Origin of the sequence: Mycobacterium numidiamassiliense (assembly GCF_900157365.1) — a bacterium.
GTDB classification, from domain to species: domain Bacteria; phylum Actinomycetota; class Actinomycetes; order Mycobacteriales; family Mycobacteriaceae; genus Mycobacterium; species Mycobacterium numidiamassiliense.
The window spans coordinates 3,826,631-3,843,507 of record NZ_FUEZ01000004.1 but is presented as its reverse complement, the minus strand read 5'-3'; the positions used below and the strand labels follow the sequence as shown (position 1 = coordinate 3,843,507).

General features: G+C 67.1%; 2 protein-coding genes. One reads left to right on the top strand and one right to left on the bottom strand.

Annotated elements, in window-relative coordinates; all coding sequences use genetic code 11:
• The first annotated feature begins 13 nt into the window (after positions 1-13).
• The gene (locus MNAB215_RS26365) at positions 14-10,285 is read left to right on the top strand and encodes a non-ribosomal peptide synthetase (RefSeq protein ID WP_077081391.1); all 10,272 of its coding nucleotides are present in this window, start codon (positions 14-16) and stop codon (positions 10,283-10,285) included.
• Between the two features lie 177 nt (positions 10,286-10,462).
• Here the strand turns inward: MNAB215_RS26365 and pks2 are convergent, their stop codons facing one another.
• Complete coding sequence (pks2, locus tag MNAB215_RS26360) at positions 10,463-16,825, bottom strand: sulfolipid-1 biosynthesis phthioceranic/hydroxyphthioceranic acid synthase (RefSeq protein WP_077081390.1); 6,363 nt, start codon at positions 16,823-16,825, stop codon at positions 10,463-10,465.
• Positions 16,826-16,877 lie beyond the last annotated feature (52 nt).

Here is a 16,877-nt window from a genome sequence, read left to right as displayed (position 1 = left end):
TTTGGGGGATTAGATGAAGCTTGATGATCGGGCTCCTGTGGAGCTCTGGGGAAGTCCAATTGATCTTGACGATGATTTGGCATTTCCGCTTACACGGGGGCAGTTAGATATTTGGCTTGCCCAGGAGACAGGTCTGTCTTCTGTCGAGTGGCAGCTGGGCCTTTTTGTCCGTATTGAGGGTGTAGTTCAGCGGGGTTCGCTGGAATGGGCGATACGGCGGGTTGTTCAAGAAGCTGAGCCCGCCCGGGCCGCATTTTTCGAGGTGGATGGCCGGGTTTTTCAGCGAGCAGTTGACTATCCCGATGTAGACCTGGCTTTTTATGATCTGAGCGGTTCCGATCAAGCCGTCCAAGAGGCTCGCGACACAGCTTTGTCGATCCAGCGGACGCCGATGCCGTTGACGGGTCCGTTATTTAAGTTTGCCTTATTTAAGACGCGGCCCGACGAATTTTATTTATTGGCGTGTGCGCACCATATCGCCATTGACGGCACGGGCGTGGCTTTGGTGGGGCAGCGCATTGCGTCGGTGTACTCGGCGATTGTGTCGGGTGCGCCGTTGCCGCCGGTTCTCTTTGGCTCGCTGCAGGACTTGGTGGATACCGAGCTGGCGTACGAGTCCTCGGACGAGTATCGCGAGGACGAGGCGTATTGGTCGCAGAATCTGCCTGCCGAAAGCGCCGGCGATTACGGGCTCGATGATTCGAGTGAGCGCGATCCGTGGCCTTCCGCGCCGGTGGCCATCGACCCGGCGATCGTGGGCCGCGTCGAGGAGCTGGCCCGCAAGTGGGACGTGCCGCGAACCTCGGTGATCACCGCAGCGTGTGCACTGCTGGTGCGGGGCTGGTGCGCCGAGGGCGCCGAGGTGGTGTTCGACTTCCCGGTCAACCGCCGCGTCGCCCCGGACGCTAAGACCCTGCCCGGAATGGTGGCAGGGGCGGTGCCGCTGGTCATCGGTGTGGCCCCCGGGGACACGGTGAGCGAGTTGTGCGCTCACGTCGACACCCGTATCCGGGAGGCAGTAGCCCATCAGCGGTATCCCGTGCATGCCTTGGAGCGCAAAGCGCGCGGGTCGGGGCAGCCGGCTCAGCGGGTGAACCTGAATTTCATTCCAGCCGGATTCACGCTGCCGTTCGGTGGGGTGACGGCCTCGGCGTCCTACACCAACTCCGGCCAGGTGGGCGGATTCGGGCTGATTTTCTCCAGTGACGGTGACGAGCTGTTCTTGAGCACAGCCGGTGCCGGCGGGCCGTTGTCGAATTTCGAGGTCGCCGATCTGGCGCGCCGGCTCGAGCAAGTACTGGCAGCGATGGTCGCGGATCCGAAGCGGCGGCTGTCCTCGATCGATCTGCTCGACGGCGATGAGCAGGCCGGCCTGGACGAGATCGGCAACCGCGCGGTGCTGACCCAGGCGAGTGTCCCGGTGTCGATTCCGGAGCTGTGGGCCCAGCAGGTGCAGCGTGTCCCGGATGCGGGGGCGCTGAGCTGTGGGGATCGATCGCTGACCTATCGCGAGCTGGACGAGGCCTCGAACCGCTTGGCGCACCTGCTGGTGGCCCAGGGCGTGGGCCCGGGTGGGTCGGTGGCGTTGTTGTCGGCGCGCTCGACCGAGGCGATCGTAGGGATTTTGGCGGTGCTCAAGACCGGGGCGGCGTATTTGCCGATCGACCCGAGTCTGCCCGCGGCGCGCTTGCAGTTCATGGTCGCCGACGCCTCACCGGTAGCCGCGCTGACCACCAGCGACCTGGCGGAGCGGTTCGACGCGTGCGAGTTCGCCGTCATTGACCTCAACGATCCGGCTATCGCGTTCCAGCCTGGCACCGCGCTGCCGTTGCCCAACCCCGACGACATCGCCCACATCATCTACACCTCGGGCACCACCGGGGTCCCCAAGGGCGTCGCCGTCACGCACCACAACGTCACCCGTCTGTTCGAATCGCTGCACCCCGCACTGGATCGCGCGGGCGTATGGACGCAAGGCCACTCGCTGGCCTTCGACTTTTCGGTGTGGGAGATCTGGGGTCCGCTGCTGCATGGCGGGCGGTTGGTCGTGGTGCCGGAATCGGTGGCGGGCTCGCCGGACGACTTGCACGCCTTGCTGGTCGCCGAACGTGTCGACGTCATGAGCCAAACACCCACTGCCGTGGGGACGTTGTCGCCTGAGGGTTTAGAGGCCGCCGCGTTAGTGGTGGCCGCCGAGCCGTGCCCGGCCGAGGTCGTGGACCGCTGGGCGCCGGGCCGGGTGATGATCAACGGCTACGGGCCGACCGAGACCACCGTGTACGCGACGTTGAGTGCGCCGCTGCAGGCCGGTTCGGGACCCGTGCCGATCGGATTCCCCGTCTCGGGGGCCGCGCTTTTTGTCCTGGACGGTTGGTTGCGCCCGGTGCCCGCCGGTGTGGTCGGTGAGTTGTATGTCGCCGGTCGTGGCGTCGGTACCGGCTATGTCCGCCGTCCCGGATTGTCGGCGTCCCGATTCGTCGCGTGCCCGTTCGGCGAGGCCGGGGACCGGATGTATCGCACCGGAGACCTAGTGCGCTGGGGCAACGACGGTCAGCTGCGCTACGTGGGGCGTGCGGACGAGCAGGTCAAGATCCGCGGTTACCGCATCGAACTCGGCGACGTCCAGGCGGCGCTGGCCGCGGTGGATGGGGTTGAGCAGGCGGTCGTGATCGCCCGCGAGGACCGCCCCGGTGACAAGCGTCTGGTGGGCTATATCACCGGCGCCACCGACCCGGTCGCCGCGCGTTCGGCACTGGCCGAGCGGTTGCCGGCCTACATGGTGCCGACCGCCGTGGTCGTGCTGGAAACGCTGCCGCTGACACAAAACGGCAAGCTCGACAAGCGCGCCCTGCCTGCACCCGAATACACCGGCGGTGGCTACCGAGCGCCGTCGACCGTGGTCGAAGAGATCCTGGCGGGGATCTACGCCCAGGTGCTGGGGCTGGAGCGGGTCGGGGTGGACGACTCGTTCTTCGATCTGGGTGGCGACAGCATTTTGTCGATGCAGGTGGCCGCCCGGGCCCGGGCGGCCGGGGTGGTGTGCCGGCCGCGTGATGTGTTCGTTGAGCAGACCGTGGCCCGGCTGGCCACCGTGGCGACCGTGGCTACCGACGAGAACGGTGTGGTCGACGAGGGTGTGGGGGCGATCGAGGCCACCCCGATCATTCGTTGGTTGCAGAGTGTCGAGGGTCCGGTCGAGCAGTTCAACCAGACGGTGGTCGTCGACGCCCCGGCGGGGGCGACGCACGCCGACGTGGTGGCGGTGCTGCAGGGCCTGCTGGATCGTCACGCCATGCTGCGGCTGCGGGTAGACACCGACGAGGCCGGGGGTTGGTCGCTGATGGTGCCCGAGCCGGGGTCTGTGGCGGCGCACGTGCAGTCGGTGGATGTGCTCTCCGATGAGGCGTTGGTGGCGGGCCGTTCACAGCTGGATCCGGCTGCGGGAGTGATGCTTAGCGCGGTGTGGGCGGAGTCGTCGGGCCAGTTGGCGTTGATCATTCACCACCTCGCGGTCGATGGGGTGTCGTGGCGGGTGTTGCTCGAAGACCTCAACATCGCGTGGGCCCAGCATCACAGCGGTCAGCCGGTGGCCTTGCCCGCCGGTGGCACGTCGTTTGCCCGCTGGTCCACGCTGCTGAGCGAGCACGCGCGCGACGCAACGGTTGTCGATTCCGCCGAGGTGTGGCGCCAGGTCGCGGCCACTCCGGCGGCCCTGCCGACGGTGGGCGAAGGCGACACCTACGAGACCGCCCAGAACCTGTCGGTCTCGCTGGACGCTGAGACGACGCGGCAGTTGCTTGGTGAGGTGCCCGCGGCGTTCCACGCCGGGGTCAACGACATCCTGCTCATCGCCTTCGGCCTGGCGTGGGCCAAGTTCCTGGGCAGCAGTGCCCCGATCGGCATCGACGTCGAAGGCCACGGCCGCCACGAAGAGCTGGACGGCAGCCTGGACTTGTCGCGCACGGTGGGCTGGTTCACCACCAAATACCCGGTGGCCCTGACCGTTGGTCAGCTGGACTGGGCACAGGTGACGTCCGGCGGCGCATCGTTGGGGGCGCTCGTCAAGACCGCCAAAGAACAGCTGCGTTCGCTGCCCGATCCGTTGTCGTACGGACTGTTGCGGTATGTGAATTCCGAAGTGGCTGTTGGGGATTCGGATCCGGTGATCGGGTTCAACTACTTGGGCCGCATGGGCGGCGCGGACTTGTCCGACCAGTTCTGGCGCGTCGGCGCGGACGGTGTCTCGAGCGGGGCGGCCACTGTCGTGGCCATGCCACTGGCCCACACGGTCGAGCTCAACGCTGTAACGCTCGACACCGAAGCCGGTCCGCAGCTGCAGGCCAACTGGACCTGGGCGGTCTCGGTGCTGGACAGCCCGCAGGTTGATGAATTGAGCCGCTTGTGGTTCGAGGCTTTGTCCGGCATCTGCACCTATGTGCGTCGCGGCGGCGGTGGGCTGACCCCGTCGGATCTTTCCCCGGCGCGGCTCACCCAGCCGCAGATCGATCAGCTCGAGCGTGAGCACCACTTCGCCGACGTCTTGCCGCTGACGCCGTTGCAGCAGGGTTTGTTCTTCCACGCCAGCGCTGCCGACGACGGCGACGATCTGGGCGAGCTGTACGCGGTGCAGCTCGGAATCACCTTGGCCGGCCCGCTGGATGCGCAGCGTTTGCGCGACGCGGTGGAGGCTGTGGTGCACCGGCATCCGCACTTGGTGGCGCGCTTCTACGATCAGTTCGAGGAGCCGGTGCAGATCATCCCGGCCGACCCGGTCATGGCATGGCAGTACGTCGAACTCGACGGCACCGACGTCGCCGAGCAGGTCGAGCGGATCTGCGCGGCCGAGCGTGCCGCGATCTGCGACCTGGCCAATCAGCCGGCGTTCCGGGCGGGCGTGCTCGGCATCGGCGACAACCAGCACCGGCTGGTTTTGACGTTCCACCACATCGTGGTCGATGGCTGGTCGATGCCGATCCTGCTGCAGGAGATCTTCGCCGGCTACTACGGCCACCAGCTGGGTGCGCCGATTCCGTATCGCCGGTTTGTGACCTGGCTGGCCGAGCGCGATCACGCGGCGGCCGAAGCGGCCTGGGGTCAGGTGCTGGCCGGGTTCGACACCCCCACCCTGGTCGGTCCGACGGAGCGACTCGCACAGGGGCAGCGCAATGTCGCGTCCTTCCGCGTGCCTGCCGAGACGACGGCGGCGCTGGGCGAGTTCGCGCGCGCGCAGCACACCACGGTCAACACCGTGTTGCAGGCGGCCTGGGCACAGTTGCTGTGCGGGTTGACCGGCCAGCGTGATGTCACCTTTGGTGCGGCCGTGTCCGGTCGGCCCACAGACATGGCGGGCGCCGAGTCGATGGTGGGCCTGTTGATCAACACCGTGCCCGTGCGCGCCGATCTGGTCGCGGCCGGAACCACCGCGGGGCTGCTCGAGCAGCTACAGAATGCCTACAACGAGACCGTCGATCACCAGCATGTTGCGTTGCGCGACATTCATCGCATTACGGGTCTCGACCAGCTGTTCGACACGTTGTTCGTCTACGAGAACTACCCCATCGACGTCACGGCGCTGGGCGAGGTCAACGGGCTGGCCATTACCGACTTCAGCAATCGCGAGTACAACCACTACCCACTGACCGTCGCGGCGCTTCCGGGCCACGAGCTGGGTCTTCGCGTCGAATACGACACTGACGTCTTCGATGCAGCCAGCATCGAGGCACTCGTGCAGCGGCTCGAGCGGGTTCTCGAAGCGATGATGGCCGACCCGCAACGGGCGTTGTCGTCGATCGATCTGCTCGACGATCGCGAACATGCCCGCTTGGACGCGTGGGGCAACCGAGCCGTCGTGAACCAGCCGGTACTCGTTGCGCCGTCGATCCCCGCGGTGTTCGCCGGGCAGGTGGCCCGCATCCCGCAGGCGGGCGCGATCACTTTCGAAGGTGCGTCGATGACGTACTGCGAGCTCGATGAGGCGTCGAACCGGTTGGCGCACCTGCTGATCGGTCAAGGTGCACGTCCCGGCGAGCGGGTGGCATTGCTGCTGCCGCGTTCGATCGAGGCGATCGTGTCGATCATGGCTGTGCTCAAGACCGGTGCGGCCTATCTGCCGATGGACCCCGCGCATCCGTCGTCGCGCATGCAGTTCATGATCGGCGATTCGGCCCCGATCGCCGCGGTGACCAATGCAGAGCTGACGCCGCGCTTTGACGGGTGCGACCTGGCGGTCATCGACATCAACGACCCCGCCGTCGCCAGCCAGCCGGTCAGCAGCCTGCCGACGCCGGCCGCGGACGACATTGCCTACATCATCTACACCTCGGGCACGACGGGCACCCCGAAAGGTGTTGCGGTTACTCACCGTAACGTCATCGAGTTGCTCGAGGCGCTGGATGCCGAGCTGGAACTGGGCCAGGTGTGGTCTCAGTGCCATTCGCTGGCCTTCGATTTCTCGGTGTGGGAGATCTTCGGCGCCCTGCTCGGCGGCGGACGGGTGGTGGTGGCGCCTGACGCGGTGGTGCGCTCGCCCGAGGACCTGCATGCGTTGCTCGCCGCCGAACACGTCGGTGTGTTGAGCCAGACGCCGTCGGCGTTCTACGCCCTGCAGACCGCCGATGCGCTCTCGCCGGAGTTGGGTCACCAGCTGAAGTTGCAGACGGTGGTATTTGGTGGGGAAGCCCTTGAGCCTCAACGTCTTTCGGCGTGGTTCCGCAACCACCCGGGGCCGCCGCGGCTGATCAACATGTATGGCATCACCGAGACCACGGTGCACGCGTCGTACCGCGAGATCGTCGACAGCGACCTGGAGAGCACGGACAGCCCGATCGGGGTGCCGTTGGCTCACCTCGGGTTCTTCGTGCTCGATGGTTGGCTGCGCCCAGTGGGCGCCGGCGTGGTGGGCGAATTGTATGTGGCCGGTGCGGGACTGGCGGCCGGCTATGTGGGCCGTGCGGACTTGTCTTCCACCCGGTTTGTGGCCTGCCCGTTCGGTGATGCGGGCGATCGGATGTATCGCACCGGCGACCTGGTGCGGTGGGGGAACGACGGTCAGCTGCGCTATGTGGGGCGTGCGGACGAGCAGGTCAAGATCCGCGGATACCGGATTGAGCTTGGCGAAATCCGCACTGCGCTAGGCGAATTGGCGGGTGTCGAGCAGGCGGTGGTGATCGCCCGCGAGGACCGCCCCGGTGACAAGCGGCTGGTGGGCTATGTCACCGGCACGGGTGACCCGGCGGATCTGCGCGCCCAACTGGCCGAGCGGTTGCCCGCGTACATGGTTCCGGCGGCGGTGGTCGCGGTCGAGGCGTTGCCGTTGACGGTTAACGGCAAGTTGGATACCCGGGCGCTGCCCGCGCCGGAATACCAGGACGGCAGTGGCAGCTACCGGGCCCCGGCGAATGCCGTCGAGGAAATTCTGGCGGGGATCTACGCCCAGGTTCTCGGCCTCGAGCGCGTTGGGGTCGATGACTCCTTCTTCGATCTGGGTGGCGACAGCATTTTGTCGATGCAGGTGGCCGCCCGGGCCCGGGCGGCCGGGGTGCTGTGCCGCCCGCGGGACATTTTCGTTGAGCAGACCGTGGCCCGGCTGGCCACCGTGGCGACTGTGGCCACCGATGAGGATCTCCTGGTCGATGAGGGTGTGGGGGCGATCGAGGCCACCCCGATCATTCGTTGGCTGCAGAGTGTTGAGGGTCCGGTCGAGCAGTTCAACCAGACGGTGGTCGTCGACGCCCCGGTAGGGGCGACGCACGCCGATGTGGTGGTGGTGCTGCAGGGCTTGCTGGATCGTCACGCCATGTTGCGGTTGCGGGTGGACACCGACGAGGCCGGGGGTTGGTCGCTGATGGTGCCCGAGCCGGGCTCGGTGGCAGTGCACGTGCAGTCGGTGGATGTGCTCTCCGATGAGGCGTTGGTGGCGGGCCGTTCGCAGCTGGATCCGGCTGCGGGAGTGATGCTTAGCGCGGTGTGGGCGGAGTCGTCGGGCCAGTTGGCGTTGATCATTCATCACCTCGCGGTCGATGGGGTGTCGTGGCGGGTGTTGCTCGAAGACCTCAACATCGCGTGGGCCCAGCATCACAGCGGTCAGCCGGTGGCCTTGCCCGCCGCTGGCACGTCGTTTGCCCGCTGGTCCACGCTGCTGAGCGAGCACGCGCGTCGCCCTGACGTGATCGAACAAGCGGAGGCGTGGCGTCAGGTGGCGGCGACTCCGGCCGTCCTGCCGGCGGCGCAGCCTGAGGACACGTACCTCACCGCGCAGAACTTGTCGGTGGAATTGGACGTCGAGACCACACGGCTGCTGCTTGGTGAGGTGCCCGCGGCGTTTCATGCCGGGGTCAACGACGTGTTGCTGATTGCGTTCGGGATGGCTCTGCGGGAGCTGTTGGGCACCCAGGGAGCGATCGGGATCGACGTCGAGGGACACGGCCGCCATGAAGAGCTCGGTGCCGACGTGGACTTGTCGCGCACGGTGGGCTGGTTCACCACCAAGTACCCGGTGGCGTTGAACGTCGGTGGGTTGGACTGGAGCCAGATCGCTTCTGGTGCAACGGCATTGGGTTCGCTGGTCAAGGCGGCTAAAGAGCAGTTGCGTGCCCTGCCTGACCCGCTGACCTACGGGCTGCTGCGGTACCTGAATTCCGACGTGGCCGTGGGGGATTGGGATCCGGTGATCGGGTTCAACTACCTGGGCCGCATGGGCGGTGCCGCAGAGTTGTCTGACGAGTTCTGGCGGCTTGGCGCCGACGGCTTGACGAGCGGGGCGGCCACCGTGGTGGCTATGCCGCTGGCCCACACCCTCGAATTGAATGCCGTCACCATGGATTCCGAGGCCGGCCCCCAGCTGCAGGCCAACTGGACCTGGGCCGCGTCGGCAGTCGATGCCGCGCACATCGGTCGGCTGAGCCAGTTGTGGTTCGAGGCGCTGGCCGGGATCTGCGCGTACGTGCGCGGCGGCGGCGGTGGGCTGACCCCGTCGGATCTCGTTCCCGCGCGGCTGAGCCAGGACCAGATCGACGAGCTCGAGCGCGAGCACCAGATCGCCGACGTCTTGCCGTTGACCCCGCTGCAGCAGGGCCTGTTCTTCCACACCAGCATCAGCCACGGCAGCACTGACGATCTGGGCGAGCTCTACGCGGTCCAACTCGGTGTCACGTTGTCCGGGCCGCTGGATGCCCAGCGTTTGCATGATGCGGTCCAGGCTGTGGTGCGCCGGCACCCGCACCTGGTCGCCCGATTCAGCGACCACTGCGACGAACCGGTGCAGATCATCCCTGCCAATCCCGTGGTGCCTTGGCAGTACGCGGAATTCGACGGTGACGATGTCGATGCGCAGGTGGAGCGGTTGTGCGCGGCCGAGCGTGCCGCGATCTGCGACCTGGATCATCAGTCGGCGTTTCGGGCGGCGTTGATCCGTACCGGTGCCGACCAGCATCGGTTCGTGCTGACCAATCACCACATCGTGATGGACGGCTGGTCCAAGCCAATCCTGTTGCAGGAGATCTTCGCCGGCTACTACGGCCACACACTGGGCACGCCCACGTCGTATCGCCGGTATGTCACCTGGCTGTCCGAGCGCGACAAAGCCGCCGCCGAAGCCGCCTGGGGTGAGGTCTTCGCCGGATTCGACAGCCCAGCGCTGGTGGCGGAGCCTGGCCGCGAACGGCTGGGACGCCGTGGCGTGGAATCGTTCACGGTGCCTGCGGAGACATCGGCTGCGCTAGGGGAGTTGGCGCGCTCGTGCCACACCACGGTCAATACGGTGCTGCAGGCGGCCTGGGCGCAGCTGCTGTGTTGGTTGACCGGGCGGCAAGACGTGGCGTTTGGTACCGCGGTGTCGGGGCGGCCGACCGAGGTGGCCGGCGCGGAGTCGATGGTCGGGTTGTTGATCAACACGGTGCCGGTGCGGGCCAGCATCAACGCGACCGCCACCATCGGCGATCTGCTGGAGCAGCTGCAGGGCGCCTACAACGACACCCTGGAGCACCAGCACCTGGCGCTCAGCGAGATTCACCGCCTGACCGGCCACGACCAGCTCTTCGACACCCTGTTCGTCTACGAGAACTACCCCATCGACGCCGCGACGTTGTTGGGCATTGACGAACTGACCTTCAGCGATGTGAGTAGCCGTGAGTACAACCACTACCCGCTGACGGTGCAGGCCGTTCCGGGTCACGAGATCGGCCTGCGCGTCGAATACGACACCGAGCTGTTCACCACCGCCCGCATCGAGAAACTCATCCAGCGGCTCCAGCGGGTGCTGATCGCTATGACCGGAAGCTCGGGGTAGCTCCACCCCGGCCGGCTTGGCCGGCGGTGTGGGTATTTTGGGCCGATCCACGGCTGACAGTGGGCAGCGCGCAACATCTTTCGGTGACCGCCCACGAACCCGGGGGCCGGAATTCTTGCTCCTAAACGACAACTGCGTGCGGCGACGCCGCACGTAGTTGTCGTCGAGACCGCCGTGTCAGGCAGCCTCGGCTGGTGCGAGCTTGTCGTAGAGCAAGTCCGCCAAACCCCGGATGGTGTTGATCGACGCGAGGTCGGTGGGGGTGATGCGGATGCCGGTCTCGGTCTCGATGCGGGTCCGCAGTTCCAGCGCACCCAGCGAGTCCATGCCGTACTCCGACAGCGGGCGGTCGGGGTCGGCACTGCGCCGCAGGATGAGGCTGACCTGCTCGGAGATCAACTTCCGCAACCGGATCGGCCACTCTTCCAATGGCAGCTCGTCGAGCTCGGCGCGCAGTTTGCTTGTGCCCGTTGAGCCTTGAGCCGTCGAGCGGAATGCCTCGGCGAACGGACTGCGCTCGGCGAACAGTGACAGCCACGGCGTGCCGGTGACCGGCGCGTAGCCGGTGTAGGCGCGGTTATGGCGCAGCAACGTTTCGAATGCGTACGCACCCTCGTCGGGAGCGATGGCCATGTCGGCCGCGCTCTCCGCCAGCTCGGTGGCGCGACCGATCTGCGCCCAGGCGCCCCACGCCATCGAGATCGACGGGAGTCCCTGAGCCCGGCGCCACAGCGTGAAGGCGTCCACCCAGCTGTTGGCCGAGGCGTATGCGCCCTGCCCGGGTGAGCCCACCAGCGCGGCCGCCGAGGAGAACACGCAGAACCAGTCCAGCGGCTGATCGGCGGTGGCGGTGTGTAAGTTCCACGCGCCGTTGACCTTTGGCAGCCAGTCGCGCTCGAGGAGCTCGTCGCTGATGTTGCCCAGCGTTGCGTCCTCGACCACCGCGGCCGCGTGCAGCACGCCGCGCAGCGGCAGGCCGGTGGCGGTCGCGGCGTTCACCAACCGCTCCGCGGTGCCGGCTTCAGCGATGTCGCCGCTCTCCACGACGACGTCGGCACCGGCGGCGCGGATGCGCTCGATCGACTCCTGCGCCTCCGGCGTCGGCTGTGAACGCGAGGACAGCACGATGCGTCCCGCGCCGCCCGACGCCATCTTCTCGGCCAGGAACAGGCCCAGGCCACCCAGACCACCGGTGACGATGTAGGAGCCGTCGCCCCGGAACACCTGCACCTGCTCCGGTGGCAGCACGACGCTGCTGCGTCCCGCATGCGGGATGTCCAGCACGAGCTTGCCCGTGTGCTGGGCGCCGCTCATCGTCCGGATGGCATTGGCCGCGTCGGCAAGCGGATAATGCGTGGTCTCCGGCAGCGGCAGCGTGCCATCCGCGGTGAGCTTGTACACCGTGTCCAGGATCTCGCGCAGCCGCTCCGGGTGGCTGTAGCCCAGCAACCCGAGGTCAACGGCAAGGAACGAGAGGTTGCGCCGGAACGGGAACAGCCCCAACCGGGTGTCGCCGTAGATGTCGCGTTTGCCGATCTCGATGAATCGCCCGCTGAGCGCCAGTAATTCGATTCCCGCGCGCTGGGAGGCGCCCGTGACCGAGTTCAGCACGATGTCGACGCCGTACCCTTCGGTGTCGCGACGAATCTCGTCGGCGAAATCGGCGCTGCGCGAATCGTAGACATGCTCAATGCCCATGTCGCGCAACAGTTGCCGACGCTCTTCGCTACCTGCGGTGGCGTAGATCTCGGCGCCTGCGGCTCTGGCGATGGCGATAGCCGCCTGCCCCACCCCTCCGGTCCCGGAGTGGATCAGCACCTTATCGCCGCGCCTGATCCGGGCTAGCTCTTGCAGGCCGTACCAGGCAGTCGCGTGGGCGGTGGTGATCGCCGCGGCATGCTCAGGAGTCAAGCCCGCCGGTAGGGTGACGGCCAGGTTGGCGTCGCAGGTGATGAACGTCGCCCAGCTGCCGTCGGCGTAGATGCCGCCGACCTGATCGCCGACCTTGTGGTCGGTGACATCCGGCCCGACAGCGGTGACGACACCGGCGAAGTCGGTGCCCGGCGCCGGCAGCCGTCCCTCGAAGGCCGGGTAGCGGCCGAACGCGTTGAGCACGTCGGCGAAGTTGATGCTGGATGCGCTGACGGCAACTTCGATCTGTCCCGGTCCCGGTGGAATCCGCTGGCCGGCAACGAGTTCGATCGATTCCAGGTCACCGGGCGTACGGATCTGCAGGCGCATCTCGTCGTGCTCGGTGTCCACCACGGTCGTTTTCCGCTCTTCGGGGCGCAGCGGAGTGGGGGACAGCCGCGCGACATACCAGTCGCCGTGGCGGAAGGCGGTCTCGTCCTCGTCGGACTCGCTGAGTAGTTGCCGTGTCAGGTGGTCGGCATCGGTCGAGTCGTCCAAGTCGATCTGGCTGGCGTGCAGGTGCGGATGCTCGGTCCCGATCACCCGGATCAGACCGCGCAGCCCGGCCTGTTCCAGGTTGGCGACGTCACCGTCGACCACGGTCTGGGCGCCGTGCGTCACCACGTAGAGGCGGGTGTGCTCGCCGGTGGTTTCCGTGAGCTCGCGGGTGATGCGCACCAGATGCTGCACGTTGTCGTGGCCCAGCTTCGGCGACTGGTCGTCGGCCTCGCCGGTCTTCGGTCCGGTGAGGATCACCACGCCGGTGTAGTCGGTGGAACCAAGCTGATTCTTCAGCTCTTCGACGTTCACGGCGTGGTCGGCGTTCTGCGGCCAGGACATGGTGTTGCATTGCGCGCCATGATTTTTCAGGGCGTCGACCAGCGAGTTGGTCAGCTCTTCAGCCGCATCGACGGTGCCGATCAGCAGCCAGTTTCCGGCCGCGGTCTGTTCCACCTCAGGCAATTCCCGGTGCCGCCATTCGACGGTCAGCAGCCGCTCGGCCAGTACCTTCGCGTCGCGACCGCTCGCGGAGACACCGGTGCCGAACCGCAGCCCTTCCACCTTGAGCAGGACCGTGCCGTCCTCGGCCAGCAGTTCGAGGTCGGACTCGATCCCGACAGCATCGACCTTGGTGATCCGCGAGTAGCAGTATTGGGCGTTGCGGGCCGGGGTGTAGGAGCGCAGACGGCGCACACCCAACGGCAACGCCAGTGCGTCCTCACCCAGCGCGCGCACCTCGGCGTGCGCGCCGACGGACTGGAAGCAGGCGTCCAGCAAGGCCGGATGCACGCCGTAAGCGCTTTGCTGCGTGCGGATTTGGCTAGGGAGCGAAACCTCGGCCAGCACGGTGTTACCGATTTCGGGTTCACCCTCGACGAGGTGCAGCGCGCCGAGCCCGGTGAACGCCGGACCGTACTGGACACCACGGGCGTCCAGGCCCTTGCGGACCTCTTCGCCGTCCTCTTCGCGCGGATGCGCGGCAAGGAGCGCAGACACGTCGTAGGCAGGCGGCTGCTCGTCCTCCGCGACGTGGAGTGATCCGGCTGCTTGCCGTGCCTGTTCGCCGCCCTGATTGGTCTCCACGAGGAAGTTGAAAACACCCGACGGTGCCACCGCCGCCGAGGCGCCGACCAGCGTCTCTTCGTCCAGTAGCAACGCCGACTCGAAACGGATGTCGCGCACCTCGGACGCCTCGCCGAGCACCGATTGTGCTGCGGCCAAGGCCATTTCGCAATACGCAGCACCGGGGAGCACGGCGACATTGCGAACCTGGTGGTCCTCCAGCCAAGGCTGGGCGCCGGTGCCGACGTCGACCTGCCAGACGTGGCGCTCAGGTTCTTCCTGCAGGCGCACGTGCGAACCCAGCAGCGGGTGCACCGAAATGGTGGAACCACCGCGGGCCGAGTTGTCCTGATCGCCGGGGCTCAGGCGCAGGTCACGGTGCGTCCACGTGGGCAGCGGCGCGTCCACCAGGTGCCCGGTCGGGTACAGCGTCGAGAAGTCGATGGCGGCGCCGGCACTGTGTAGAGCAATCAAGAAGTCGCGCAAGCCATTTGGCAGCTCTTGTTCGCGGCGCATCCCGGCAAGGGCAACCGCCGGTATGTCAAGGTGGCGGGCCGTCTGGTCGAGAGGGTGGGTGAGTAGGGGGTGCGGTGACAGCTCGGCGAATACCCGGTAGCCGTCCTCGAGGGCGGCCTGCACCGCCGCGGAGAACCGCACCATGTTGCGCAGGTTGTCCACCCAGTACCTGGCGTCGCACATGACCGGCTCACGCGGGTCGAACAGCGTCGCCGAGTAGAACGGAACCTCGGGCTTCTGCGGCTTGATGTCGGCGAGCGCAGTAGTCAGGTCGTCGAGGATTGGGTCGACCTGTGGCGAGTGCGACGCGACATCGACGGCGACCTCGCGGGCCATCACATCGCGCTCCTCCCACGCCGCGACCAACTCGCGCACCGTCTGGGTGGCACCGCCGATCACGGTGGATTGCGGCGAGGCGACCACTGCCACCACGACGTCGCTGACGCCGCGGGCCATCAATTCTGAAAGGACCTGCTGGGCCGGCAATTCCACCGACGCCATGGCGCCCGAGCCGGAGATTCGGGACATCAGCCGCGAGCGGCGACAGATGAGACGCGCCCCATCCTCCAGCGAAAGTGCGCCTGCGACAACGGCTGCCGCGGCCTCACCGAGGGAGTGCCCGATCACCGCGCCCGGGCGCACCCCGTACGCCTTCATAGTGGCGGCAAGCGCGACCTGCATGGTGAAGATCGTCGGCTGGACACGGTCGATGCCGGTTACGGTCTGCGGGGCCGACATCGCGTTGGTCACCGAGAATCCCGATTCGCGCGCGATCAGCGGCTCGAGCTGCGCGACCGTTGCGGCGAACACCGGTTCGGTCGCCAGCAGTTCGGCGCCCATCGCGGCCCACTGCGAACCCTGACCGGAGAACACCCAGACCGGTCCGCGGTCATCCCGGCCGACGGCGGCCTCGTACGGGGTGTCGCCGTCGGCGACCGCACGCAGCGCCTCGGTGAGTTCCTGTGGGTTACTGGCAACGACGGCGGTACGCACCGGGCGGTGCACCCGCCGACGGGCCAGGGTGTAGCCCAGATCCGGCAACGGCACGTCGTCATGCGTTTGCACCCAGTCGGCCAGCCGGCCGGCGGTGCGGCGAAGCTCGTCGACCGAGGTGGACGACAACGGCAACACAAACGGCGCCGTCGCCGGCGAGTCCGTCGCGGCCTGGGTGGCGGGCTCCGGTGCCTGCTCCATGACGACGTGGACGTTGGTGCCCGACAGGCCGTACGACGACACCGCCGCGCGCCGCGGGTGCGCACCATTGTTGGGCCACGGCGTGTTCTCCTGCGGCACAAAGAGATTGGTCTTGATCTTGGCCATCTGGTCGGGCAGCTTGGTGAAGTGCAGGTTCTGCGGAATCACACCGTGCTGCAGGGCCAGCACCGTCTTCAACACACCGAGGGCGCCCGAGGCGGACTGGGCGTGGCCGAAGTTGGTTTTCACGGTGGCCAGCGCGCACGGCCCCTCGATGGCGTACACGTTGGCGATGCTGGCGTACTCGATCGGGTCACCGATCGGGGTGCCGGTCCCGTGCGCTTCGACCATCCCGACGGTGGCGGCGTCGACGCCGGCGGCGGCGAGCGCCGCCCGGTACACCTCGGACTGCGCCTTCTCCGATGGCGTGGCGATGTTGACGGTGTGACCGTCCTGGTTGGCGGCTGTCCCGCGGATGACGGCCAGGATGCGATCGCCGTCGCGCTGCGCGTCGTCCAGGCGCTTGAGCAGGAACATGACGGAGCCCTCGCCGGACACGAACCCGTCGGCGGCGACGTCAAAGGCGTGGCAGCGACCGGTGGGAGACAACATGCCCTGGGCCGACCCGGCGGCCGACTTGCGGGGGTCCAGCGTGGCCGAGGCGCCACCGGCCAGAGCCAGGTCGCTTTCGCGCTCGTGCAGGCTGCGGCAGGCCAGATGGATCGCGGTCAGGCCCGACGAGCAGGCGGTGTCCACCGTCATTGCGGGTCCGTGCACGCCCAGGGCGTATGACACGCGGCCCGATGCCAGGCTGAAGTTGTTGCCGGTGAAGCCGTACGGTCCCTCGACGGCGTGCGCGTCGGCGGCCAGCAATTGGTAGTCGGCGTGTGTCAATCCGAGGAAAACGCCGGTCAGCGTGTCGGCGATGGCCTCCTTGGTGAGGCCGGCGTGCTCCATGGCTTCCCAGGAGGTTTCCAGCACGATCCGGTGCTGCGGGTCGAGTTCGGTGGCCTCGCGCTCGCCGAACCCAAAGAATTCGAGATCGAAGCCGTAAACGTCATCGAGGAACGAGCCCCACTTCGAGACCGACCGGCCGGGCACCCCGGGCTCGGGGTCGTAGTAGTCGTCGACGTCCCAGCGGTCGCCCGGAACCTCGGTGACCAGGTCATCACCGCGCAGCAACGCTTCCCAGAGCTGCTCTGGTGAATCGATGCCGCCCGGGAGGCGGCACCCGACGCCGATGACAGCGACAGGAGTGACGGGTGTGGCGCTCTTGCTGGGCGTGTTCACGCTGGACGAAGAATTGGCCGTACCTGAGCGGTCCACTTGATCATTGGTCGCCCCGAACGAATCCATTCCGCCTCCTCATTGGAACGGCTGAGTAAGCCTTGTTTACTGCGTTGACGCA

Excerpts from the sequence above, each read along its gene's own strand:
- MNAB215_RS26365 (WP_077081391.1), top strand. The coding sequence starts at position 14 with ATGAAGCTTGATGATCGGGCTCCTGTGGAGCTCTGGGGAAGTCCAATT.
- pks2 (WP_077081390.1), bottom strand. The coding sequence starts at position 16,825 with ATGGATTCGTTCGGGGCGACCAATGATCAAGTGGACCGCTCAGGTACG.